Here is a 22,246-nt window from a genome sequence, read left to right as displayed (position 1 = left end):
GGTCTTAGGCCTCCCATTCGAGGGGCAGGGTGGGCAGGGTCAACTGTCCGCCGCGTTCGGTCAGCGTCACGCCTTCTCTGATGCGGTAGTGCGGGATGCGCTGGTGCCATTCGCGCAGCACGATCGCGAGTTCGAGACGGGCCAAGTGCATGCCGAGGCAGCGGTGCGGCCCGGCACCGAACGCGATGTGCTGGTTGACGCCTTTGCGGTCGGGGTTGAACCGGTCGGGTTCGGGGAACTTGCGCGGGTCACGGTTGGCTTGGGCGATCCCCAGCCACACCACGTCGCCGGGTTGCAGGTCGAGGCCGTGGAACTCGGTGGGTTCCTGGACTTCCCGTCCGACTTGGAAGACCAGCGGGTACATGCGGAGGAACTCTTCGACGGCCCGGGGGACCAGGTCGGGGTTGTCGATGATGGCCTGCCGGTCGGCGTCGTTGCGGGCCAGGTGGGCGTAGATGTAGCCGAGGGCGCTGCGGGTGGTGTCCAGCCCGGCGAGCATCAACGTCAAGCAGATGGTGAGGATGTCCTCTTCGGGGATGGGGGTGCCGTCGATGCGGGCTTCCAGGAGCCGGGTGACCATGTCTTCCTTGGGGTCGCGCGGGTTGGCGCGGCGTTCCCGGATGGTCTCGGTGAAGTAGTCGATGATGTTCTTCCTGGCTTCCGCGACTTTGGCCGGGTCTTCCCCAAAGAACCCGGCGAAGACCGTCTCCGACCAGGGCAGGAAGAACTCGCCGTCGCTGACGGGGAGCCCGAGCAGGGCGAGGAAGAGGTCGGTGGGGTAGCGGATCGCGAACTCGGCGACGAAGTCGCAGCTTCCCTTGGGTTGGAGTTCTTCGATCAGTTCGATGCAGCGTGCGACCGCCATGGGTTCCATGCGGCGGACTGCGGCTGGGGAGAAGAACGGGTTGAGGACCCGGCGGAGTTTGGCGTGGGCTTCCCCGTTGAGGTCTTGGGGCAGCAGTGCCGTGCCGGAACGGGAGTCAGGGTTGATGGCGCTGCGGACTTTGGTGGTCCACGTCTCGTGGTGCTGGAAGCCTTCGACGACGTCGTCGTAGCGCTGGATCATGAGGAAGCCGCGGTCGGTGGTGTCGTTGAACCGGAACCGGCTGGCTTCCCGCTCCGCGTCGAGCATCGCGTAGTGGCCGTAGATTTCCGTGTCCGTGCTGAAGTCGGTGTGGCTGACCGGGCACTGCTGGATGCGGATGGGTGCGGGCATGACAGGCTCCTCCTACTTCTGTGCGGCTGCCATGTCGGGGATGAAGGTGGCGATCTCCGGGACGAGGATGAGGATCACCGCGACAGCGATCGCCATGGGCAGGAACCAGCCGACGGAGACGAACACGTCTTTGAGGCTGATCTTGTGCCCCATGTTCACGTCGGGGTCTTTGACCATTCCGTGGATGATGAAGGCGAGGATGCCGACGGGCGGCGTGACCACGGCGAGTTCTCCCATGAACACGGTGAACACGCCGAACCACATCAGGGAGATGTCGAGCGAGTTCAGGGTGGGGATCAGGATCGGAATGGTCAGGACCATGATGGCCATGGGGTCCATGAACATGCCGAGGATCAGGTAGACCACCACCATGACCAGCAGGAACTGCACCCGGCCCAGGCCGAGGCTTTCCACGGCGTCGGCCATGCCGGTGCTGATGCCGGTGAGGGTGAGCAGGCTGGTCAGGGCGGCCGCGGCGATGAGGATGAAGAAGATCGCGCCGACGCTGCTGACGGTGGCCACCGCCGATTCCACCACGGCGGCAAACGGCCGGTTCTTGCGCTTCCACATCAGGGCGACGATGAGCGAGAACAGGGCGGCGGCGGCACCCACTTCGGTGGCGGTGAACACACCGGAGAACATGCCGGCGATGATGAGGACGATCAGCAGCGGCACCGGCCAGATCCGGACGAGGCTGACCAGGCGCTCCTTCCAGGTGGTCTGGTCCTGTGCGACTGCCGCGCCTTTGGTCTTGCCGACCAGTTCCGGCCGCACGACGGCGAAGCCGACGATCATCAGGGTGAACATGACGGCCACGAGCAGGCCGGGGCCGATACCGGCGAGCAGTTGCGGGCCGATGGGCACCTCGGCGATGCCGGCGTAGATCACCAGCATGATGCTGGGCGGGATGAGCTGGCCGGGCAGGCCCGCGACGATGACCGCGCCGATCGCCATCCTGCGGTCGTATCCGGCTTTGAGCATCTCGGGGATGCCCATGCGGGCCAGGGCGTAGGCGGTGCCGACGGAGGAGCCGCTCACCGCGGCCAGGCCGGTTCCGGCGACGTTGGTGCCCACGGCGAGTCCGCCGGGCAGCCAGTTGAGCCAGTGGCGTCCCGCCAGGTAGATGCTGTCGGTCATGCCGGACCGCCACAGCAGCAGCCCCATGAGGACGAACATGGGGACCACGCTGAGGGTCCACTCGGCGACACCGTTGTAGACCAGCTTGCTGAAGGTGCTTTCGATCAGCGGCATCCCCCGCAGGGCGTACAGGCCGAGCAGTGAGGGGATGAGCATGGCCACGGCGACCGGCACCCGCAGGAACAGCAGGGCCAGCATCATGACGCAGGCCATGGCCCCGATGGCTTCGGGGACGAGGGGAAGGAACACGCAGACCGCGGAGCCGCCGAGGACGATCAGCGTCACTGCGGCCACGATCCACGGCCGGCGGCCTTCTTTCACCGTTCCGGTGGATTCCGTGGAGCGTGCCGGGTTGGTGTTGTCGAGGGTCGCGCTGGTTTCGGTTGCGCTCGTCATGGTGGTCTCCAACTACGCGGCAGCGGGCTCAGTACCCGGTTGCTCGTCGTCCTCGTCGGCGTCGGGGTGGCGGATAGCCCGCACGGTGGCCCACGCGAACTGCACGGTCAGGCTGGCGAAGGCGAGGGGGACGAGGAAGTAGACGGGCCAGGAGATGACGTCGCTGACCCCGGCGGTCATCGTGATCTCCCAGGCGTGCACGGCTTCCTGCCAGCCGTACCAGGCGAACCCTGCGGCCAGGAGCGCGCTCGCCGCACAGCCCACCGCGGTGACGTAGGGCTTGGCTGCCCGGGGCAGCATGCGGAAGACCAGGTCTGCCGCGATGTGCTGGCCGCGTAGTTGCGCGGCGACGAACCCGAGTAGGGCGACGATCGGCATGTACCAGTACTGCACGTATTCCAACGTGTTGGGCAGCGGGCTGTTGGCGAAGAAGCGCAGCAGGGCGTTGGCCGTGATGTGGAACATCATCACGAACATCACGACTACGGCGGGGACTTCGATGAGGAGTTCGGCGATGCGGCGGCCCTTGGGCTTCGATGGTGCGCTCATGGCATCTCCGCGGAATGGACAGCGGTGAGGAGGCGAGGGGGTCCGGGGCGGGGGTCCGCCCCGGACCGTGCGGGGGTGAGGGGCGTGATCACGACGGGCGGTGTTCGAGGAGGATCTCCTCGAAGACCTTGGCCACGTAGGGGTCGAGGTCGACCGCGTCCTCGGTGTACCACTCGGCGAAGCCGTTGTAGTCGGTCTCGTTGGTGTAGCCGAGCTCGTCTTCGACGATCGTCGACCATTTGGCGGACGCGTCCTTGATCCGCGCGACGAACGCGTCACCGTCCTCGATGGCCGGGGTGGTGCTCAGCTCCTCGAGGAGTTCGGCGTTGACGTCGTTGAGAGCCTTGCGGGCGTCTTCTTCGAAGACTTCGATGGAGCCGCCGGCGTCGGCGACCTGCTTGGAGGCTTCGACGATGTTCGGCCAGATCTTGTCGGAGATGTTGCTGCTGAGGAAGACGTCGAGACGGTCCCACATGAGCTGCTGGGCGACGAGGGGCAGCGAGTCCCAGGTGGCTTGGCTGATGGCCATGGCGCCGGGGGCCAGCGCGAAGCCTGCCTCGGGGTCGACGACGACGTGCGGGGCGGCTTCGATGAATCCGCCGAGGACACCCACGGTGAGGCTGGAGACGCTGCAGTCGACGACGCCGCGCTGCAGGCTCTCGTACAGCTCGGGGTAGGCGACGGAGGCGGCGGATCCGCCGAGGGCTTCGATCTCCTTGGTCTGGGCTTGTCCGCCGGCCGCGGCCTGCATGCCTTTGAGGTCTTTGAGGCTGCGGCGTTCCTTGCTGCAGAACAGCGCGTTGGAGCCGGAGTTGTAGGACGGCAGCAGGAGTTTGATGCCTTTGTCCTCGTACTCCTGCATGACCTCGGGGGTGTTGAAGGCGACTTCGAGCGGCCAGGCGTTGGACTGCAGGGCGCCGACGACGACGCTGTGGTCGGAGAGGAAGCTGGCTTCGATGAGGGCCGCGTTGGCCGGGTATTCCGCTGGTTCGTAGATCGGCAGGACTTGGGCGATGTCGAGGCGGCCGTCGATCAGCGCGTCGTCGGCTTCAGCGGGGTCGACGATCGCGTTGGCGTAGGCGATGTCGAACTGCAGTTTGCCGCCGGACCATTCGGTGAGGGCTTCGAAGTAGGCTTCGACGTTCGCCCCGGTCACCGAGCCTTTGGGGGCGGGGCTCTGGGTGGTCAGGGTGATGGTGTCCAGGTCGGCGAAGGCGGCCTGGTACTCCTCTTTGCTGGCCCCGTATTCGACGCCCTGGCCGGAGCCGCCACCGGCGCTGGTTGCTGTGTCGGCGCAGGCTGTGAGGGTGAGTGCGCCCACCACGCCGAGGGCGAGACAGGATGCCGCAGTGGCGGCACCCTTGTTTCCACGTCGTGTGACCATGAGTGAACTCCGTTGGTTGGATTTGGGGGGTTGTGAGGCAACGGCTCCGCGGTGCCGACGACGCACAACACTCGACAAACGAGTGATCTATATCACCAAGCTAATGATCATCATTAGCCTTGTTTGGGCGTCGGTCAAGAGTTCCTGAGCAGCAATTTTCACTTCAGCCACTCCGCCCACATGTGATTACTTAGAGTGATATATGCTGGTCACGGCAGACTGAAGCGGTCTCCGTGTTCGTGTTTTCGCCACGGAGCACGCCCGCGTCCGACAGCCCTCGCCTACTCTCGAAGCCCGCGCCAGGCAGTTGTCCCCCCGTCCACGGGAAAAATCCCGCCGGTGACGAAGGAAGCATCGTCGGACGCGAGGAAGCACACCACTTTGGCGACCTCGCTGGGCCTGCCGAAACGGGGGATCAAATGCGCGCCGATCATGGAGCGCAGCCGCGCTTCCCGGTCCTCGCTCGCCTCCAGGTGCGCCCGGCTCATCGGAGTCTCAATCGACCCGGGGCAGTAGGCGTTGCAGCGCACCTGCGGTGAGAGCGCAATCGCCATGGAACGGGTGAGCTGGATGACCGCGCCCTTGCTCGACGCGTAGGCCGGGGAACCGTAGCCGGTCATCCCCGCTACCGACGCCGCGTTCACCACAGACGGGCCGCGCTCCGAGGCCCGCAAATGGGGTGCCGCGAACTTGGTGGCCAGCCAGACCGCTTTGACGTTGACGGCATAAACCCGGTCCCATGCCTCCTCCGGCAGCTCCTCCACCGTGGGGGTGTCGGTGAAAGCCGAGTCCAGCACGCCAGCGTTGTTGACGAGTGTGTCCAGCCCGCCTCCCGCAGCCACAGCCTCCTCCACCATGCGCCGCACCTGAGCGGAATCCGCCAGGTCAACGGCGACCGCGTGAGCGCGCGCCCCGACCCCTGCAACCATTTCCGCGGTCTCAGCGGCCGCGGCCGGGTTGAGGTCCGCAACAGTCACCCAGGCCGCGCCCTGCCGGGCCGCTTCCACCGCAATCTCCCGCCCGATCCCGCCGCCAGCCCCGGTGACGAGGACTCTTTTGTCGGTCAGCATGCACGACTCTCCTTTCCCACGGCCGCGGGGGCGGCATCGCGCCAGGTGATGAGCGCGTCCAAGGCTTCGATGCGGTCCCCGGCAACACGCAGCGGATTGATCTCCAGGGATTCCAGGCGCGGCCCGAGCTCCTCGGCGAGCCGGCCGACCGCGCTGACCGTCGCAGACAGTGCGGCAAGATCAGCTGCCTGCTGGCCCCGCACCCCGTGCAGCAGGGCGGCGCCGCGCAGACTCTCCACCAAGGCGCGGATCCGGTCCGGGGAGACCGGCAGCGGAGTGAGGGCGACATCGTCGAGGACCTCGACGAACACCCCGCCCAAACCGACAGCCAGCACCAGCCCCCACTGGGGGTCCCGCGTTACGCCCACCAGCAGTTCCAGTCCCGTATCCCGCATCGGGGAGACCAGAACCCCGTCAAGCCGGGCATGCGGGGCTTTCGCCGTGCACTCCGCCAGCAGGCTGTCGTAGCTAGCGGCTGCCGCCGCAGCGTCCACATTCAGCCGTACCCCGCCCACGTCGCTCTTGTGCGGCAGGTCCGCGGAGACGATCTTCATCGCTACCCGGCCCCCGAAGGCGCGGGCTGCCGCCTCGGCCTCCTCCGCCGAGTGGACGTGGCGGGCGGGCACCACGGGAACGCCGGCCTCCTCCAGCAGGGCGCGGACCGCAACCTCCGACAGCGGGACAGGATCCATGTCACGGATGCGCCGTGGCGGCGGCACCACCTCACGGAGGATCTGTTCGCGGTCCTGCGACCAGCGCGCCAGGTGCGCCAGGGCCGTAATGCCCAAGTGCAGGCCGGGGACAACGTGCGCCACCCCGCCCTCGTCGAGGACAGCCCGGGCCTGGGCGCCGATCGGCTGCGTCACCTGGGTGAGGTAGAGGACGGGGGCGGCGGAGCGTGCTGCGCCCGCACCGATCGCGTTCACATACTTCTGCCCGTAGAACGGTTCACTGCTGTCCCGCCAGGGCAGGCTGTTGACCGCGACCACGACCCCCACATTGGGGTCGTTGCCGACCGCGGCGACCGCTTCCTCCCACAGGGACGGGTCAAGGATGGCGGCGCCCGTGATGTCCAGCGGGTTGTGCACGCTCCCGTAGGAGGGCATCACCGTGCGCAGCCGCTCCGTCGTCTCCGCCGTGAACTCGGGGAGGGCTGCTCCAGCGGCCTGGGCGAGGTCCGCGAGAATGTCGCAGGCCCCGCCGGAGATGGAGACCACGCCCACCCCCGGCCGGGCCAAGGGCCCGGTGTGCGCTGCCACCCCGGCGGTGACCAGCATCGACTCGATCGTGTCGACCCGGATGACCCCGTGGCGGGCGAACACGGCGTCGACGACCCGGTCGTCGCCGACCAGCGCCCCGGTGTGTGAGGCAGCGGTCCGCGCAGCCAGTTCACTGCGGCCCGCTTTAAGGACGACCACGGCTTTGCCCGCTTCCGCGGCACGGCGGGCCGCCGCGGCGAACACCTCGGGTTCACGGATCCCTTCCATGAACACCGCGATGGCCCGAGTGTGCTCGTCGTCGACGAGGTAGTCGATCAGATGCCCGACAGTGATCATCGCTTCGTTGCCGACGGTGATCACATAGGACAGTTCCACCCCGGCCAGCGCCGCGAAGTCTTTCATTGCACCGCAGCTCGCGCCGCTCTGCGAAATAAGGGCAACCCCGCCGGGTGTCGTGGGCGGGTCGGCGAGCACCATGGCGGGCACGCCCGCCGCCACGTTGGTGAACCCCAGCACGTTAGGGCCGAGCAGCAGCAGGTCGAGCTCGGCGGCAAGCTCCACCAGTTCACGCTGGCGGCGCCGCCCTTCTTCGCCTGCCTCGGCATAGCCGGAGCTGAGCACGAGCGCGCTGCGCACCCCGGCCGCGGCGGCGTCGCGCAGGGCGTCGCCGACCGCGGGCGCGGGCACCATGACGAAAGCCAGGTCGACGGGGCACCCGATGTCACGGCAGCTCGCATACGCGCGCCGCCCATGAACCTGGTCCGACCGGCGGTTGACCAGGTAGGTCACCTCGCCGTGGCCGGCCGCGACCAGGTTGCGGTACAGCAGCGCGGAGAAGGTCGACTTGTCGCTCGCGCCGATGAGCGCAAACGAACGGGGGTGGAAGAACTCCCGCAACCGCTGGGGGGTCACCACGGCGGTCACTCCTCCCCTCCGATGCGCCGCCCGGCCTCCAGCAGGGCCACGGGCTTTGCGTAGCGTCCCGACGTGTAGGGCGAAGGCCAGCTCGCCCCGGTCAGCCCCGCATCCACCGGCAGGACCGCGCCGGTGACGAACGCGGCGTCGTCGCTGGCCAGGTAGAGGATTCCGGCGGCCACGTCCGCGGGTTGGATGGGGCGCCCCAGGAGCGCGGTGCGGCCCAGCACTTCCTGGGCTCCGGCGAGGTTGTGCGCATCGTCGACGACGATGCCCGCGGTCATGGGGGACACCACCGAGCCGGGGATGATCGTGTTGACCCGGATCCCGTGCTGGCGTAGTTCCGCGGCTACCGAGTTCGACAGGCCGATGATGCCGGCTTTGACCGCGCTGTAGATGTGCGGTCCGATCCCGCCGAGCACTCCAGCCGGGCTGGACGTGGAGATGATGACACCGCTGCGCCGGGGTTTCATGACGCGGGCGGCGTGCTTCATCCCGCAGATGACGCCGCGCAAGTTGACTGCGATGGTGAGGTCGGCGTCGGACATGCGGGTGGCGTCGATTGGGCCGAGCGCACCCATGATCCCGGCGTTGTTGACCATGATGTCGAGCTGCCCGAAGCGGTCCACTGCGGTGTCGACGAGCGCAGCCACGTCCGCTTCCTCGCTGACGTCGGTCCGGACGAACACTGCGCGGTCGCCCAGTTCGTCGGCCAGGCGCCGGCCCGCTTCCGCTTGGATGTCGGCGATGACCACGCTCGCCCCTTCGGTGTGGAAGCGCCGCACGGTGGCTTCCCCGATCCCGCTGGCTCCGCCGGTGATCGCCGCGACACGTCCTCGCAGGCGTTGGGTCATGGTGTCCTCCGAGGTCAGGAGCCGACAGCGATGGACATGGTTTCCAGGTAGGCGTGGAAACCTTCGGGGCCCATCTCCCGGCCGATGCCGGACTGTTTGAAACCGCCGAAAGGCGAGTTGGCGGCCTGGGGCCGACCGTTGATGCTGACCATGCCGGTGCGCATCCGCCGGGCGATCGCCAGCGCGCGTTCCTCGTCGCTGCTCCACACCGATCCGGACAGGCCGTAGACCGAGTCGTTGGCGATAGCGACCGCCTCGTCGTCCCCGTCGTATTCGATGACGGCGAGCACGGGCCCGAAGATCTCCTCTTGGGCGACGCGCATCGAGTTGTGCACTTCGGCGAGCAGGGTGGGGGCGACGAACCAGCCGCCCGCCAGCTCAGAAGGCAGGGAGGGCCGCTCGCCGCCGACAACGACCCGGGCGCCTTCCTGGCGTCCGGTGGCGATGTAGCCTTCGACGCGCTCCTGCTGGCGTCTGCTCACCATGGGGCCGATCTGCGTGGCCGGGTCGATCGGGTCGCCGACCCGCTGCGCAGCCACGGCTTGGGCGAACGCGTCAATGAACTCGTCTTTGCGGGAGCGGGGGACCAGCAGCCGGGTCTGGGCGATGCAGGCCTGGCCGTTGACCATGAACGCCATCGGCAGGAGCGCGGGGACGACCGTGTCGACGTCCGCGTCGTCGAGGATGATCGCAGCGGATTTGCCGCCGAGTTCCAGGGTGACGCGGGCGATCCGTTCAGCGCAGGCGGCCATGATCTTCTTGCCCGCGGCGGAGCTTCCGGTGAAGGCGACCTTGTCGACGTCGGGGTGGCTGACAAGGTAGGCGCCTTCCTCCCGGTCGGCGGGGACGATGTTGAGGACCCCGTCGGGCAGCCCGGCCTGGCTCAGCGCGTCAGCGAGGTTGTAGGCGGTGAGCGGGGTTTCCGGCGGCGGTTTGAGGATGACCGAGCAGCCTGCGGCGAGCGCGGGGGCGACTTTGAGGGACGGGGTGCTCAACGGCCCGTTCCAGGGAGTGATGGCGGCAACGACCCCGACGGGGACCTGGGTGACGAGGCTGGTGTTGGTGCCGTCGCTGCGGCGCTCGTCGTAGGCGAAGTCTTTGGCGAGGGTGCCGTAGTAGCGCAGGTGGCGGATGGGGTTGGGGACGTGGGCGCGCTCACTGAACCAGATGGGGCAGCCCAGTTCCGAGGTGATGAGCTTGGCGAGCTCCGGGGCGCGTTCCTCGAGCAGGTCGGCGGCACGGTGCAGGACAGCGGCACGCTCCTCAGGCGGAGTGTTGGCCCATACCCCGGAGTTGAAACTAGCGCGGGCTGAGGCGACCGCAGCGTCGATGTCGGCAGTCGAAGCCAGGACCGTGCTGCCGACGTAGGCCCCGGTTGCCGGGTTGTGCACGTCGACTTTCCGGCCGCCTTTGCTGTCAACCCAGCGTCCGCCGATGAAGAGCTGGGGACGCTCCGTGAGTGACACCTGTTCCTCCCCTCTCCTCACCCGAAGGTGACTCCCCCACACAAACAATAGTAATGATAATTATGATATTAATCACATTAATGAGGGTGGGTCAAGGGCTTCCGCTGCCCAACCGCCCCAGGAAACCGCCCGTCCGCGCACCCAAAGGAGAGACTGTGACCGCCGCAGACCCCATCCTGCACACCCTGGTAGAACGCCTCCGCCGCCTCGAAGAGATGGAAATCGCCCGCAACCACCTGCACCGCTACGCAGCCACCCTGGACAACCCCACCCCCGAAGCGGTCGCCGCCCTGTTCACCGACGACGGCATCCTCCGCACCGGGCGCGGCACCGCCGTAGGCCGCACCAGCATCGCCGACTTCTACCGCCGACTCCTGGAACGCGACCCCTCGGAGAAACGGCACTTCATCACCTCGCCCCACACCACGTGGCTGGCCCCAGGCCTGGTCGAGATCGCCTCCTACTTCCTCTTCACCGGTCGCGGCACCAACCGTTCGGTCCTCGGCTGGGGCACCTACCTCGACCGCATCCGCATCGTCGACGGCACCCCGCTGATCGCCGAGAAAACCATCGAGCTGCACGTCGGCACCGACCTGCACACCGGCTGGCCCGCCTGAGCCCGCGCCGCCTGGCCGAACCCACCCCGCCAGGCGGCTCTGCTCCACCCAGCCCACGGTCATGCCGCACCCCCGTGAATCACCCGCTGCAGGCCAGTGATGCACTCGGCACACTCCGCCGCCATGTCAGCGACAATCTGCGCTGCAGGACGCAACTCCCCGAACGACCCCACCACCTGGCCAACAAAAAACGACCCCAACGCGTGCGCGCCCGCCACCCCCTGCTCCGCCGCCGCATCAATGCGCTGCCACGCGTCCTTGGCCAGCATCATCTGCAACGGCATCCCCAACGGTTCCGGAGCATCCGGACGCTCCCACTCGTCATGCCAGGCACTCCGCAACTGCCGCGCCGGCTTACCGGTCCGCGTCCGCGACCGCACAGTGTCCGTGCTTTCCGCAGCCTGGAACTTCCGCTTGATGTAGTCGGGGGTAATGTCCTCCACACTGTTGAGCCACACCGACCCGCACCACACACCCGCCGCACCCAGCGCAAGAGCAGCGGCCATTTGCCGTCCGGAAGCGATCCCACCCGCCGCCAGCACCGGGGTAGCTCCCGCCAACTCCACGATCTCCGGGGTGAGCACCATGGTCGCCACCGTGCCGGTGTGTCCCCCCGCCTCCGTGCCCTGAGCGACCAGGAGATCCACCCCCGCATCCAACTGGCGGGCAGCATGCCGCGCATTCCCCACCAGCGCGGCCACCACCACCCCTTCCCGCTTGCCCCGCTCCACCAGGAACGGCGGTGCAGGGCCCAGCGCATTCGCGATCAGCGCAATATCGTGGGAGAACGCCACATCCACGAGGGCCTCCACCCCCTCAGGCGCAACCCCCACCACCTGGTCGTCAGCTGCACCATGTCCCCGGGCCAGATCCCCCGGTTCCACCCCGTACTTCTCCAGCAGTGAGCGGACGAACTCGATGTGCTCGGCAGGGATCTGCGCGCGCAGCCTCGCCACCAGTTCCCGCCGGTCCCCCACTGTCGATGCGGGCACCAGCACATCCACCCCGTAAGGGCGCCCCCGCACCTGCTCCTCAATCCACGTGAGCTGGACGTCCAACTCCTCCGGCCCGTACGCGGTGGCGGCCAGCACCCCCAGCCCGCCGGCCTTCGACACTTCCGCGACCACCGCCGGAGACCGACTGAACCCGACGAGGGGCACGTCGATACCGAACAATTCCGTCAACGCCGTCCGCATCTACCGCCCCTTCGCCCGCACCGCACGCTCTTCCCGCGGCAGCCCCAGGCCGCGCGCGATGATCGCACGCTGGATGTCGTTGGTACCGCCACCGATCACGAACATCGGCGACGTGCGCAAAGCCCGTTCGAACACTCCGTGGCCGGGAACCCCGGGCACTTCTGCTCCCAAAGCAGCCTCCGGCCCCAGCAGCTCCAGCACGCCTTGACCGAAATCCTCGGCAAGCTCCCCGCCCAACACCCCCGCCATGGGGGCAGCCAGATCCGACGCCTTGCCTTCCGCCATCGCCCGGGTCGCTTCCAACACCAAGGCCCGGGTCGCCTGCAGCCGGGCCGCCAACCCTTCCAACCGGTCCCGGGCTGCCGAATCCTCAGCACCGAGCAGCCGCTGCGGATCAGCACGCAGATAACCCAACAGGTCGTCGAGCTGCCGGAGCAGCGTGGCCGCAACCCCGCCCATGACGACCCGCTCGGCGGCCAACGCGTCCGTGATCACCCGCCACCCGCCGTTGACCTCGCCCACGCGCATACTGTCCGGCACCCGCACGTTGTCGTAGAAAACCGTGCAGGACACCTCGCCGGACAGCGCGGTGTGCTGCTGGACCGTGATCCCCGGCGTGTCCATCGGCACCAGGAAAATCGTGATGCCCGCGTGGCGCGGCACCGCATCCGGGTCGGTCCGCACCGCCAACCACACGTGGCTGGCCGTGTGCGCCCGGGTCGTCCACACCTTCTGACCGTTGATCACCCAGTGGTCGCCGTCTCGCACTGCCCGCGTCCGCAGCGACGCCAGATCCGACCCGGCCTCCGGTTCGCTGTAGCCCAAGCAGAAACGCAGCTCACCGCGCCGGATCAACGGCAAGAACTCGGCCTGCTGCTGCGGGGTGCCGTGCCGCAGGATCGAATGTCCGAGCAGCATGGTGGCGCTCATCGCCCGGTCCACCGGGCCGCACGCATACTTCATCTCCTCATTCAGCACGGCCCGCTCGGCAACCCCAGCCCGCCGACCACCCAGCTCCTCAGGCCAGCCGAGACTGAACAGTCCGCGTTCCGCCATGGCTGCGCGCAGACCTTCCCGGTCGTACTCCTCCCGGCCGTGCTCGTCCACCGTGCGGTGCTCGGCAAGCAGCGCACGCACCTCGGCGCGGAACCGCTCCGCAGCCTCCCCCAAGTGGAAGGACGGCAGGGAACGGCCCCGCTCCACCAGGGCACGGCTGACCCGCAGCGCGTACCGGGACACCGCGCGCAACCGGACCACATCGGCGTGCACGCGACGGAACAGCCAAGCCGCCTCGTGCTCCTCGAAAAAACCGACCGCGCCCAGGGTGTGCTGCGCTCCGAACATGATCGACGTAACCACATCGCTGATGTGGCGCACCGCCAGTGCCGCGGCCAGCGTCCACTCCCCGCTGCCCGCCAGGCCGTGGCCGACCGCGTCAGCCACCAGCGCGTTCGAGGCGGCCACGTCGATGTGGCAGGCAGCGGTCCGCTGCTGCACCGCCCCAAAACCGCCGATGACCCTGCCGAACTGCTCCCGCGTGGTGGCGTGGGCGACCGCGAGTTCGTGGCTGCGCTCCGCCGCGGCAAGCGCGCGCACCGCCAGTCCCAGCGTCCACACCGCAAGCGCGTCCTCGACCACCGCAGGCTCAACCCGCATCTCTGCTTCCGGTGCGGCGACCGTCACCCGTGACCAGGACGGCACGGCCAGCCCAGGTGTGGGCTCGACCTGAGCGATCGGGGCGAGCCGCACCCGGCCCGTTGCGGGGTGCAGCAGCAGAACGTGGGTGGCCCACGGCGCGGCCTCGCAGTGGTGGACCGTGTCCGTATCCACCGTGCCGGTGACCGCCACGACCGGTCGCACCTGCCCGGAAGCAATCCGCCGACTAACGTCGGCGCCGAGCAGCAGCCCGGCCACGTAGCCGTCAACGAGCGGCAGCGGGCAGGCGCGGACGCCAAGCGCGCGCACCGCGGCGATGAGGAAGTCCAGAGCCCGCTCAGAGGCGAGTTCGAACCAGCCGTGCTCGACGGCGGCCTGCCACACCCCGGCGAGGTCGCCGTGGGGAGCCGCGGTGGCATTCCCCCACCGGGCGTCGAGAACAGCAGCAACAGTGTGGCCGAAGTCCTCGGCCTCAGCGCGGATTCCGGTAGCCACGTCCCCTCTTTACTGAACGGTTGCCGTACATTAACCCTGATAATGAACGGCACCTGTTCAGTAAGTCAACCCCTGCGACCCGAGATATGCGAGTCTGGAACCCATGAACCTGCCCGCACCCAAAGACCGCGGCGGCCGTCCCCGCGACCCGGACGTCGACCGGCGCATCATCGAAGCCGCCCTGCAGGTGTTCGGCCTCTCCGGCTGGTCCGGCTTCAGCATGGAAGCCGTGGCACGCACCGCCGGAGTCGGCAAAGCCTCCCTCTACCTGCGCTGGAGCAGCAAAGCCGACCTCCTCACCGAAGCCGTCGCCAGCAGATTCGCCCCCATCGCTGAAATCGACAACGGCGACGTCCGCGCCGACCTCGTAGAGTTCGCCGACCTCCTCCTCGACCTGTTCTGCGGCCCCCACGGACTAGCTGCCCGGCGCATGGCCGTCGAATCGCACATCATCCCGGACATCACCGAACGCTGGAACCGGGTCCGCGAATCGCAGATCCGCGCCTCCCGAGCCATCGTCAAACGGGCCGTTGCCCGCGGAGAACTCAGCCCGCACACCCCCATAGGGGTGCTGCTCGACGCCCTCCACGGCGCAATCGTCAACCACTCGATCGCCGCCCCGGAACACATCCGCTCCCAAACCGACGCGCGGCGCCGCTATGCCCGACAGCTCGTCGACTTCCTCCTCTCCTCCCTGCAGGAGTACACCGCGGAACGCGGCGTTGAGGAATCCGCCCGGCTATAGACACCACACCGATTTGCTGATAATCAAATGAACTGTTTTTGGTGTGTTGTCGGCGTTTTCAGGAGGCACCCATGGCCATTTCAGGCCGTTTGACGGACAAGATCGCACTCATCACCGGAGCCGGATCGGGATTCGGACGCGCCAGCGCCCTGCGTTTCGCAGCTGAAGGAGCCTCCGTGGTCTGCGTCGACCGCAACGCTGACGCTGCCCACAGCGCCGCTGACGACATCGCCGCCGCAGGCGGCACCGCCCTCGCACTCACCGCCGACGTGTCCTCCGCTGCCGACGCGGAACGAATGACTACCACCACGCTGGAACACTTCGGCCGCATCGACATCGTCTTCGCCAACGCGGGCATCCCCGGCTCCGGCGACGCCCACACCACCACCGAAGAAGAATGGGACCGGGTCATCGCCATCAACCTCAAAGGCGTCTGGCTGACCTCCAAATACGCGCTGCCGCACATGGTCGAACGCCGCAGCGGGGTCATCATCAACCAGGCCAGCGTCGGCGGGCTCATCGGCATCCCCGGCATCTTCCCCTACGCCGCAGCCAAAGGCGGCGTGATCTCCATGACCCGGCAAATGGCCGCCGCCTACGCACCCCACAACATCCGGGTCAATGCGATCTGCCCGGGCGGGGTCTACACCCCGCTGGTGGAACTGTCCCGTCAAAAGCGCGGCCTGACCGCCAGCAGCGTCGAGGAAGCCAACGCTATCGCCGCACGCAACTACCCCCTGGGCCGTCTCGGCACAGTGGAGGAGATCGCCTCCCTCGCCCTCTTCCTCGCCAGCGACGAAGCCGCCTGGATCACCGGGGGCATCTACCCCGTTGACGGCGGACGCGGCGCGGTAGGGACCATTCCCACCGACTGACCCTCGTGGCAGCCGCCCCAACTGCTTCCCCATCGTCAATCCGAAGGCGGCTGTTGAGGACGGTATCGATCCGCTATTCAGCGCGCAGCGGACTAACGGGTGCGGCAGGCCCTGCCGGTCGTTGCCGCGCGCTACCAACGCACTAAGGGAAGCGCGGGATGCTCCTCCCCCGCTTCCCGCCACTGATATTCAACGGCTTGAAGATAGCCCGTGAATCCCCACCCCAGCCAACGGACAACAGCCATTCTTAAATACACACAAAAAGGACAAATCAGTCGCGAGAGAGCGCATCCACTGAAAACGATCTAGAGTGATCTGTATGATGAAGCCGCCTGCAAGATTAATAACGAGGAGATAACGCTCCACAAAATTGCAGGTCAGCTTCTGTGAGCCCCACGCACGTGGGGATGGACCGCGCCTGGAGGCCGAGGGTCGCCTCCTCCACTAGTGAGCCCCACGCACGTGGGGATGGACCGACGATCCCGGCGACGTCGCCCAGGTGGTGGGGGTGAGCCCCACGCACGTGGGGATGGACCGTCAACTGGCGAAACTCTACGTGTAGATAGGGAGTGAGCCCCACGCACGTGGGGATGGACCGCGTGATCTGCGGAAACGCCGTGCTCGATCGCCGTGAGCCCCACGCACGTGGGGATGGACCAGCTGATCCCCGCCAGCCAGTCATGGGCGTGGAGTGAGCCCCACGCACGTGGGGATGGACCGGGAGCGGTGGAGGAGGAGGTTGAGGATTTCACGTGAGCCCCACGCACGTGGGGATGGACCGGTTACCGCCCCGACCATGTCCACCACAGACCAGTGAGCCCCACGCACGTGGGGATGGACCGTCTACTTCGTGCCGTCGATCGAGGACACGTCCGTGAGCCCCACGCACGTGGGGATGGACCGCGTCGTTGAGGCCGGCACAGCCTCGACCATGTGTGAGCCCCACGCACGTGGGGATGGACCGCGGCATAGGTCATGACCATCGTGGTGTACTGGGTGAGCCCCACGCACGTGGGGATGGACCGTGGGCGCGGTAGGTGTGGCCTGCTGGGTCGAGGTGAGCCCCACGCACGTGGGGATGGACCGTGCACTACCGCCTTGTAGCCGTGTGGGAGTGCGTGAGCCCCACGCACGTGGGGATGGACCTCATAAGCGACATGAGGACGCCGATAGGGTCAGGTGAGCCCCACGCACGTGGGGATGGACCGGGAGCGCGGTAACGGCCGCGCTCCCCCCTTTTTGTGAGCCCCACGCACGTGGGGATGGACCGGTTCTTCCAGGTGACGGTCTTTCCGTTATTGCGTGAGCCCCACGCACGTGGGGATGGACCGCTGTCTCGGCTCCCCATCGATGAACTGCCGACGTGAGCCCCACGCACGTGGGGATGGACCGGCCCCGTGGCGAGATTCACGGGGCCTTTCGTTGTGAGCCCCACGCACGTGGGGATGGACCGCCGCGGGGCGCGCGGTTCCAATCGTGGTGGATGTGAGCCCCACGCACGTGGGGATGGACCGGCGCCGACCAGCGCGGTGTCCCTGCGTTCCTGGGTGAGCCCCACGCACGTGGGGATGGACCGGGCTGGATGTGGCACAACAACTAGACGCCAAGGTGAGCCCCACGCACGTGGGGATGGACCGGGCTGGATGTGGCACAACAACTAGACGCCAAGGTGAGCCCCACGCACGTGGGGATGGACCGCGAGATGGTCCGCCATGTCCGCGCCGCGGTGCGTGAGCCCCACGCACGTGGGGATGGACCGGCGGGGCCGCTCGGCTCCAGGACGGCCGGGGGGTGAGCCCCACGCACGTGGGGATGGACCTCCGGTCGCCCGCTCCCCCTGACCGAACAGGAGGTGAGCCCCACGCACGTGGGGATGGACCGGAGGCCGAACCGTTCTCCCCCATCGACCTCCACTGAGCCCCACGCACGTGGGGATGGACCGAACGCCACGCTGAGTAACCCATCCCGGTGGCGGTGAGCCCCACGCACGTGGGGATGGACCGGGTCCGGTGTAGGTGTAGGTGTAGGTGTAAAAGTGAGCCCCACGCACGTGGGGATGGACCGTCGGTGGCCTGGTTTTCTGGGTCGTGGCGCTCGTGAGCCCCACGCACGTGGGGATGGACCGGCCGCGGGCGCGCCGGTGGCGTGCGCACCGGAGTGAGCCCCACGCACGTGGGGATGGACCGAGCAGCAGCGCGGAACAGCGGTGGAGCGGCCCGTGAGCCCCACGCACGTGGGGATGGACCGCATGTCATCACGCTCCGTGCTCTCCTAGGGGTGTGAGCCCCACGCACGTGGGGATGGACCGAACGCCACGCTGAGTAACCCATCCCGGTGGCGGTGAGCCCCACGCACGTGGGGATGGACCGCGTTCTATGGGGTATGTCTGCTCCCCTAGGTTGTGAGCCCCACGCACGTGGGGATGGACCGGGCCTTCCTCATGCGTATCGTCAACACCACCCCGTGAGCCCCACGCACGTGGGGATGGACCGACGAACCGCGTCGCCTCCAGGGCGGCGAGCTGGTGAGCCCCACGCACGTGGGGATGGACCGAACGTCTGGGCCTGGACCACGTCCCTGACCGCGTGAGCCCCACGCACGTGGGGATGGACCGTGACGATTTTGACCCTGATTCTGTATTGCCTAGTGAGCCCCACGCACGTGGGGATGGACCGGGATCCCCCGTGTGCCATCCCCCCACCACGTTGTGAGCCCCACGCACGTGGGGATGGACCGGTGTTCCCAGCGGGGTTCTGCCAGACGAGGCAGTGAGCCCCACGCACGTGGGGATGGACCTATGGGGTGAGCTGCAGACACTCGATTAGTTCGGTGAGCCCCACGCACGTGGGGATGGACCGCCGCGGCGGCGAGGACAGAAGCGAGCGTTGTGGTGAGCCCCACGCACGTGGGGATGGACCGCGCAGACGGCACGGCGCGGAAGACGGGACGCTGTGAGCCCCACGCACGTGGGGATGGACCGGATCGCTGTCAGGGGTGGCATCAGGGGTGTGCGTGAGCCCCACGCACGTGGGGATGGACCGACGAGTTCATCGTCTCGCGTAAACCACACAAAGTGAGCCCCACGCACGTGGGGATGGACCGACGCTGTCCGGGATGGGGATGTCCAGCATGCAGTGAGCCCCACGCACGTGGGGATGGACCGACCCGAACCTGACTCGCGCTAGCTACGCGGGGGTGAGCCCCACGCACGTGGGGATGGACCTTCTGCCCACTCGGTTCTTCTTCGGGTGGAGCGGTGAGCCCCACGCACGTGGGGATGGACCGGCGTTCGGGTGTGCGCGCGTTGTGTACAACGAGTGAGCCCCACGCACGTGGGGATGGACCGTCGACCGACGAGTTGACCAGGGCGAACACTCGGTGAGCCCCACGCACGTGGGGATGGATCGTCAGTGAACTGTGTCATAGAGACGACCGGGCCGCTGTCCCCTAGCCGGAACTATTGGCGCTCTGCACTAAGACGACAGTGCATAGCGGAGCACACACGAATCGCCGGCATAGTTCGGGAACGCTGTCCACTCTTCCCGTAGGTAATGCCGTTCCCGGAATCCGCGCTACGAGAAGAGCGGTCTTTGCTTCTTCGCGCCCCAGACCGACTTTGCGAAGTGATTCCTGGTCTTGTCAGCTCACCCCAGTATTCCTGCCTCGATCCTTGAGCTGCGTCACACCCACTTTTCGTGGAGGGCGTAGAGGCGACTACCTCTCAGGCAGCTTTCGGACCTTTCGGCTCCTGCGGTTTCTCCCCCGCTGCCAGGAGCAGACAGGCCTGGACGCGTTCACCCCGTGGCTGCTTGGTCATGGATGGTGACGGTGTTGTGGGCTGCTACTGGTCTGCCGTCGAGCAACGGAGCAAGGAAAGCCATCGAAGCGCGCAGGTCCTCTACCCCGCCTCCCTCATGGGCGTTGTAGGGCCACACGAGCAGGTCTTTCGGCCCCGCGTAGGCGTTGTAAGCGGCGAACACTGTTGACGGGGGACAGACCGGGTCCATGAGTCCGACGGTGAGCAGTGCAGGAGCGGTAGCACGAGCCGCGAAGTGGACGCCGTCGATATAGGACAAGGTCCGCAGGACGGCGGGTGCTTTAGTGCGGTGGATGGAGAGGTATTTGGTGATCTCCGCGTAGGGGTGGGCGTCGGTGATAGTGATGGCGCGGTCGATGTGGCAAAGGAACGGCACACAAGAGACCACCCCGGCGAGGCCGTCGACGAGTCCGGCGGCAGCGAGCGCCAGCCCGCCGCCTTGGGATCCGCCGACCACCGCCACCCGTTCCGGATCTGCGATGTCGAGGGCCCGTGCGGCTTCTACCGCCCGGACTGCGTCGACGATGACTCGCCGATAGTAGTAGGTGGCGGGGTCTTCGATGCCGCGGGTCATGAAACCGGGATGGGATGGGGCGCTGCCTACCGGGTCAGGGGTGGCCCCGGCACGGCTGCCTGCCGCGCCTTGGCCGCGGGCGTCCATGCTCAGGTGTGCGAACCCGGCACTAGCCCATTCCAGGGATTCCACGACGTCGCCGCGGCCGTTGCCGTAGCCGGGGAATTCAACGACGACCGGCAGCGGACCGGTGGCGTCCTTGGGGGTTTTCAGCCAGGCCCGGATCGGGTGCCCGTCGTAGCCGTGGAAGACGACGTCGTAGGTGTCGAGGGTGCGGATCGGCGTGTCTACCGCAGTGACCTGCAGGCCGAGAGGATGTGTGCGGGCCTCAGCGAGCGACTGTTCCCAAAACTCGGCGAAGTCTGCGGGGGCCTCGCGTTCTGCCCGGTACTCCCGGAGTCGGTCCAGGGGGAGGTCGACGTACATGCCGGTCCTTTCAACCGTTGAGGGCCGCACCGAAACGCCAGCAGGAACACCCGGAGTGGGGTGGGGGTTGGGTGGTGCCCCGCGGCGCACGCGCACCATTATCCGGTTCCCGGCGTAGGGCGTAGTTGCGTCACCGGCCGCTCCCCTACTGTGTCGGCTGGCCGGGTGCACCACCGTGGTTTGACGCCCGCAGCGGTCTGAGTGTGGCCGCATGCCACGGCCACACTCGACGAACATTCTGCGGGGAACGGGCTAGGAGGCGTCGTAGATGTTCTGTTCGACCCAGGCGGTGAGCGACTGGCCTTGGATGGCCGCAGCCATGAGGTCGGGGAACTTGTCGGGGGTGCAGGCGAAGGCAGGCACGCCGAGGGCGGCGAGGGCGGCGGCGTTGTCGTGGTGGTAGGCGGGTGCCCCGTCGTCGGAGAGGGCGAGCAGCACGATGACTTGGACTCCGGCCGCGGTCATTTCTGCGACCCGGCGCAGCATTTCTTCGCGGATTCCCCCTTCGTACAGGTCACTGATGAGCACGAAGATCGAATTGGCGGGGCGGGTGATGAGCCCTTGGCAGTAGGCGATGGCCCGGTTGATGTCGGTGCCGCCGCCGAGTTGGGTGCCGAACAGCACGTCGACGGGGTCGCTCAACTGGTCGGTGAGGTCAACGACAGCGGTGTCGAACACTACGAGGGAGGTGCGCAGGGTTCGGAGTGATGCCAGCACTGCGCTGAACACGCTGGCGTACACCACGGAAGAGGCCATGGAGCCGCTCTGGTCGACGGCGAGGATGACGTCGCGTTGCACGCCGCGGCTGCGGCGAGCGTAGCCGACAAGGGTCTGCGGGACGATGGTGCGGTGTTCCGGCAGGTAGTGCTGGAGATTGCGGCGGATGGTGCGGTCCCAGTCGATGTCGGAGACTCGGCGGGGGCGGGTGGTGCGGGCGGAGCGGTCCAAGGCGCCTTGCACGGTGGAACGGGTGTGGTGGGCGAGTTTCCGTTCCAGGTCGTTGACGACGCGACGCACGACGGTGCGCGCTGTTTCGCGGGCGCTTTCCGGCATGACGTCTTTGAGGGCCAGCAGGGTGCCCACCAGGTGGACGTCGGGTTCGACGGCGTCCATCATTTCCGGTTCGAGCAGCAGGGTGGTGAGGTTGAGCCGGGTGAGCGCGTCGTGTTGGATGACCCGGACCACGCTGCTGGGGAAATAGGTGCGGATGTCGCCGAGCCAGCGGGCCACGGTGGGTGCGGAGGAGTCGAGGCTTGCGCTGCGTTTCCCTGGGCCGCGGAGGCGTCCCCCGGTGTCGGAGTAGTTGTAGAGGGCGGCGAGGGCCGCGTCGATTCGGGCGTCGTCGCGGTTGAGCACGGTGCCTGTGGCGGGGGTTGTGGCTCCGGTTGCTGCGGCGCAGGCGTTTTCGGCGGCTTCGCCGAGGACGAGCCGCCAGCGGCGGGCTCGTTCGGGCAGGAGTGGGGTGGGTTCAGAACGGTTGGTCATGGGGCTTTCGGGTGTCAGGGGGGGGTGGGGGGGGCGGGGGGGGGGGCGGCGGTGGGCACTGCGGGGGGGGCGTGCTGGGGGTCGGCGGGCGGGGCGGGGGGGGGGGCGTCGAGGTGGCGGTGGGTTTGTCGTTTTTACACATTTGACACAGCC

The 22,246-nt window shown here is 67.7% G+C and carries 15 protein-coding genes and 1 CRISPR repeat array; of the genes, 3 read left to right on the top strand and 12 right to left on the bottom strand.

From position 1 onward, the window contains the following. Positions 1–4: 4 nt before the first annotated feature. The 8 genes from CW348_RS14385 to CW348_RS14350 form a co-directional block, all read right to left on the bottom strand. Positions 5–1,216 (bottom strand): cytochrome P450, encoded by a 1,212-nt coding sequence (locus CW348_RS14385; protein ID WP_011291909.1) that lies wholly within the window; start codon positions 1,214–1,216, stop codon positions 5–7. 12 nt (positions 1,217–1,228) lie between these two features. Further along, positions 1,229–2,749 (bottom strand): TRAP transporter large permease, encoded by a 1,521-nt coding sequence (locus CW348_RS14380; RefSeq protein ID WP_011291908.1) that lies wholly within the window; start codon positions 2,747–2,749, stop codon positions 1,229–1,231. A gap of 12 nt (positions 2,750–2,761) precedes the next feature. Beyond that, positions 2,762–3,298: a TRAP transporter small permease gene (locus tag CW348_RS14375; RefSeq protein WP_011291907.1), complete on the bottom strand. Its 537-nt coding sequence runs from the start codon at positions 3,296–3,298 to the stop codon at positions 2,762–2,764. A gap of 88 nt (positions 3,299–3,386) precedes the next feature. Then, on the bottom strand, positions 3,387–4,682 hold the full coding sequence (gene dctP / locus CW348_RS14370; protein WP_011291906.1) for a TRAP transporter substrate-binding protein DctP: 1,296 nt from the start codon (positions 4,680–4,682) through the stop codon (positions 3,387–3,389). A 281-nt stretch (positions 4,683–4,963) separates the two neighbouring features. Then, the gene (locus CW348_RS14365; RefSeq protein WP_011291905.1) at positions 4,964–5,752 is read right to left on the bottom strand and encodes an SDR family NAD(P)-dependent oxidoreductase; all 789 of its coding nucleotides are present in this window, start codon (positions 5,750–5,752) and stop codon (positions 4,964–4,966) included. Further along, positions 5,746–7,887, bottom strand: a complete 2,142-nt coding sequence (locus CW348_RS14360) for an acetate--CoA ligase family protein (RefSeq protein WP_234351656.1) — start codon at positions 7,885–7,887, stop codon at positions 5,746–5,748. Before CW348_RS14360 ends, CW348_RS14365 begins: the two co-directional genes overlap by 7 nt. Before the next feature lie 5 nt (positions 7,888–7,892). Continuing rightward, on the bottom strand, positions 7,893–8,741 hold the full coding sequence (locus CW348_RS14355) for an SDR family oxidoreductase (RefSeq protein ID WP_016188668.1): 849 nt from the start codon (positions 8,739–8,741) through the stop codon (positions 7,893–7,895). 14 nt (positions 8,742–8,755) lie between these two features. After that, positions 8,756–10,207, bottom strand: coding sequence for an aldehyde dehydrogenase (locus tag CW348_RS14350; protein WP_016188667.1), 1,452 nt, complete (start codon positions 10,205–10,207; stop codon positions 8,756–8,758). A 155-nt stretch (positions 10,208–10,362) separates the two neighbouring features. On the opposite strand from CW348_RS14350, the gene CW348_RS14345 reads away from it, so the two are divergent. Then, positions 10,363–10,824 carry a nuclear transport factor 2 family protein gene (locus CW348_RS14345; protein ID WP_104613085.1) on the top strand — a complete coding sequence of 154 codons (462 nt, stop codon included), beginning with the start codon at positions 10,363–10,365 and terminating at the stop codon, positions 10,822–10,824. Between the two features lie 59 nt (positions 10,825–10,883). Here CW348_RS14345 and CW348_RS14340 read toward each other — a convergent pair whose 3' ends face one another. Then, complete coding sequence (locus CW348_RS14340; RefSeq protein WP_011291900.1) at positions 10,884–12,020, bottom strand: nitronate monooxygenase family protein; 1,137 nt, start codon at positions 12,018–12,020, stop codon at positions 10,884–10,886. Then, on the bottom strand, positions 12,021–14,171 hold the full coding sequence (locus tag CW348_RS14335) for an acyl-CoA dehydrogenase family protein (protein ID WP_011291899.1): 2,151 nt from the start codon (positions 14,169–14,171) through the stop codon (positions 12,021–12,023). It lies immediately after the preceding gene. A 103-nt stretch (positions 14,172–14,274) separates the two neighbouring features. Here CW348_RS14335 and CW348_RS14330 point away from each other — a divergent pair, with 103 nt between their 5' ends. Together CW348_RS14330 and CW348_RS14325 are read left to right on the top strand one after the other, a co-directional pair. Next, positions 14,275–14,916 carry a TetR/AcrR family transcriptional regulator gene (locus tag CW348_RS14330; RefSeq protein WP_011291898.1) on the top strand — a complete coding sequence of 214 codons (642 nt, stop codon included), beginning with the start codon at positions 14,275–14,277 and terminating at the stop codon, positions 14,914–14,916. Positions 14,917–14,987: 71 nt separating this feature from the next. Further along, complete coding sequence (locus tag CW348_RS14325) at positions 14,988–15,791, top strand: SDR family NAD(P)-dependent oxidoreductase (protein WP_061783507.1); 804 nt, start codon at positions 14,988–14,990, stop codon at positions 15,789–15,791. Positions 15,792–16,177: 386 nt separating this feature from the next. Then, a CRISPR array of direct repeats spans positions 16,178–19,198; the repeat unit is 28 nt; unit sequence GTGAGCCCCACGCACGTGGGGATGGACC. Between the two features lie 387 nt (positions 19,199–19,585). On the opposite strand, the gene CW348_RS14320 is transcribed toward CW348_RS14325, so the two are convergent. Together CW348_RS14320 and CW348_RS14315 are read right to left on the bottom strand one after the other, a co-directional pair. Beyond that, complete coding sequence (locus tag CW348_RS14320; RefSeq protein ID WP_041427982.1) at positions 19,586–20,608, bottom strand: acetylxylan esterase; 1,023 nt, start codon at positions 20,606–20,608, stop codon at positions 19,586–19,588. Positions 20,609–20,860: 252 nt separating this feature from the next. Then, a complete protein-coding gene (locus CW348_RS14315; protein WP_011291895.1) occupies positions 20,861–22,093 on the bottom strand; it encodes a VWA domain-containing protein in 1,233 nt (410 codons plus the stop codon). Positions 22,094–22,246 lie beyond the last annotated feature (153 nt).

It is taken from the genome of Thermobifida sp., from assembly GCF_017577275.1.
Classification (GTDB): Bacteria; Actinomycetota; Actinomycetes; order Streptosporangiales; family Streptosporangiaceae; genus Thermobifida; species Thermobifida fusca.
Note: the sequence above shows the minus strand (reverse complement) of the source record. Positions and strands in the feature narration are given on the sequence as shown.

Bases quoted from the DNA above. Each gene is read 5' to 3' on its own strand.
- CW348_RS14385 (WP_011291909.1), bottom strand. From the start codon at position 1,216: ATGCCCGCACCCATCCGCATCCAGCAGTGCCCGGTCAGCCACACCGAC.
- CW348_RS14365 (WP_011291905.1), bottom strand. From the start codon at position 5,752: ATGCTGACCGACAAAAGAGTCCTCGTCACCGGGGCTGGCGGCGGGATC.
- CW348_RS14320 (WP_041427982.1), bottom strand. From the start codon at position 20,608: ATGTACGTCGACCTCCCCCTGGACCGACTCCGGGAGTACCGGGCAGAA.
- CW348_RS14375 (WP_011291907.1), bottom strand. From the start codon at position 3,298: ATGAGCGCACCATCGAAGCCCAAGGGCCGCCGCATCGCCGAACTCCTC.
- dctP (WP_011291906.1), bottom strand. From the start codon at position 4,682: ATGGTCACACGACGTGGAAACAAGGGTGCCGCCACTGCGGCATCCTGT.
- CW348_RS14325 (WP_061783507.1), top strand. From the start codon at position 14,988: ATGGCCATTTCAGGCCGTTTGACGGACAAGATCGCACTCATCACCGGA.
- CW348_RS14340 (WP_011291900.1), bottom strand. From the start codon at position 12,020: ATGCGGACGGCGTTGACGGAATTGTTCGGTATCGACGTGCCCCTCGTC.
- CW348_RS14355 (WP_016188668.1), bottom strand. From the start codon at position 8,741: ATGACCCAACGCCTGCGAGGACGTGTCGCGGCGATCACCGGCGGAGCC.
- CW348_RS14330 (WP_011291898.1), top strand. From the start codon at position 14,275: ATGAACCTGCCCGCACCCAAAGACCGCGGCGGCCGTCCCCGCGACCCG.
- CW348_RS14315 (WP_011291895.1), bottom strand. From the start codon at position 22,093: ATGACCAACCGTTCTGAACCCACCCCACTCCTGCCCGAACGAGCCCGC.
- CW348_RS14380 (WP_011291908.1), bottom strand. From the start codon at position 2,749: ATGACGAGCGCAACCGAAACCAGCGCGACCCTCGACAACACCAACCCG.